At 40.1% G+C, this 1,555-nt stretch carries 2 pseudogenes; one reads left to right on the top strand and one right to left on the bottom strand.

The features are described 5' to 3' along the window. The first annotated feature begins 100 nt into the window (after positions 1-100). A pseudogene (locus tag H5202_RS22295) lies at positions 101-1,209 on the top strand (ISAs1 family transposase). Between the two features lie 163 nt (positions 1,210-1,372). On the opposite strand, the pseudogene H5202_RS22290 reads toward H5202_RS22295, so the two are convergent. Then, positions 1,373-1,543 (bottom strand): annotated as a pseudogene (locus H5202_RS22290) (IS3 family transposase); the annotation flags it as partial. Positions 1,544-1,555: the final 12 nt, after the last annotated feature.

Below are 1,555 nucleotides of genomic sequence, written 5' to 3'. Positions count from 1 at the left end.
GCAGGGAAAGATCATGAATGTTTTTTAGTCAGTTATAATAAGGTAATTGACCTACAGATCTGTCTGTGACCTTATGCTCTTTTTTGAGGCGTATAAATGAATATTGAAAGAATCCAAAACACTTCAGCACCATCGTAATAATCACCAGAGCGCCAAGGTAGACTACCCCATGTTTGATATTATTTAGGTTCATTCTGCGCCGTTGTTGCGGGAACTAGGGCTAGACTGATATTCGAGGTTATGTTATTGGTTATCACAACAGGTTCATTCAACAAAATTTGTTCGAAAATGGTGTTCCTGTCGATGAAACTTTCGCTTACCTAATTGCCACTACACATCGATCCACATGCTTTCGGGAGTATTTTCTGAATTGGATGTGTGCAGTGCATCAGCCCACTCACGGCGAAGTCGTCGCTATTGATGGTAAAACGCTAAGGTGCTCATACAACCGAGAAGATAGGTACAATACTATTCATATGATAAGCGTGTATGCATCAGGTAAAAAACCGGTACTGATATGCATAAAATAAAAAACAAAAACAATAAGATAACAGTAATCGCGAATTAATTAATATACTCGGGCTACGTGGAGTACTTGTGACCATCGATGCAATGGCATGTCACAAAAATATCATCAATCAAGGTGGAAACTATCTTTTAGCGGAAAAAGGCAACCAAGGAAAGTGAGCCAAAGCTACCCAAAATGCTTTTTCTTCTTATCGTCAGTCGTCGACTGACAATCAAAAAAGGAATACAGAAAAACATCGTGAACGGATAGAGTCACAAACTTGCCACGTGGCTAGTGCCTGATTGTTAGAAGGTAATTTCTCTGGCTCGACAGGGCTTAATACTATAGTCATGGTTTAGAACTTCCGAAAAGAAAAAGGTAAAGCAGCAAAGCTGGAATATCGCTATTACATCAGCTCAAAAGATTAACGGCAGAACAAGCAAGTATTACGATACGAGCACATTGGAGTGATTGAATCGATGCATTGGATTTCAGATGTCAGTATTCAATAGGATGCCTGTCAGATTTATCGAGAAAATACTACTGAAGACCTAGCGGGCCTGAGGCACATGTCTTTAAATATGATTCAAAGCAACCCGACCAAGGTAAGCGTTCCGATGGAGCAAAAGCGTTACATGATGAAACATAAGTTTTTAGAGAGTGCGTTACTGGCTGGATTTGCATCTATGCTTAAAAATTGAACACTCATGCGGAGCCCTGGGTATTTCTGCGTACGGTATTATCGAACGTCTTACTGATCTCACCAATAAGGGTGACCTAGTCAACTGGATTCGGTCACCCTAATTAAGTTCGTTAAGCTACTTCTTTTAACGGCTTACCCATACACTAAAATTCATTGGGACTTTAGTAATCAAGGTATGAATGCATTCGCTGGCTGTAGTACCACATTGTGAAGTAATTCATGACATCTTATTGTGCTACATATCGCGTCCGATAATTGCTCCAGTGAACTTGATCCTGTTTCAAGCTGCCAAACAAGCTTTCTGCTACTGCATTATCCCAACAACATCCTTTTTACTCATACAG

The sequence above is a fragment of the Shewanella sp. SG41-4 genome (assembly GCF_014164505.1).
Classification (GTDB): Bacteria; Pseudomonadota; Gammaproteobacteria; order Enterobacterales; family Shewanellaceae; genus Shewanella.
This window is presented reverse-complemented; position numbering and strand designations above follow the sequence as displayed.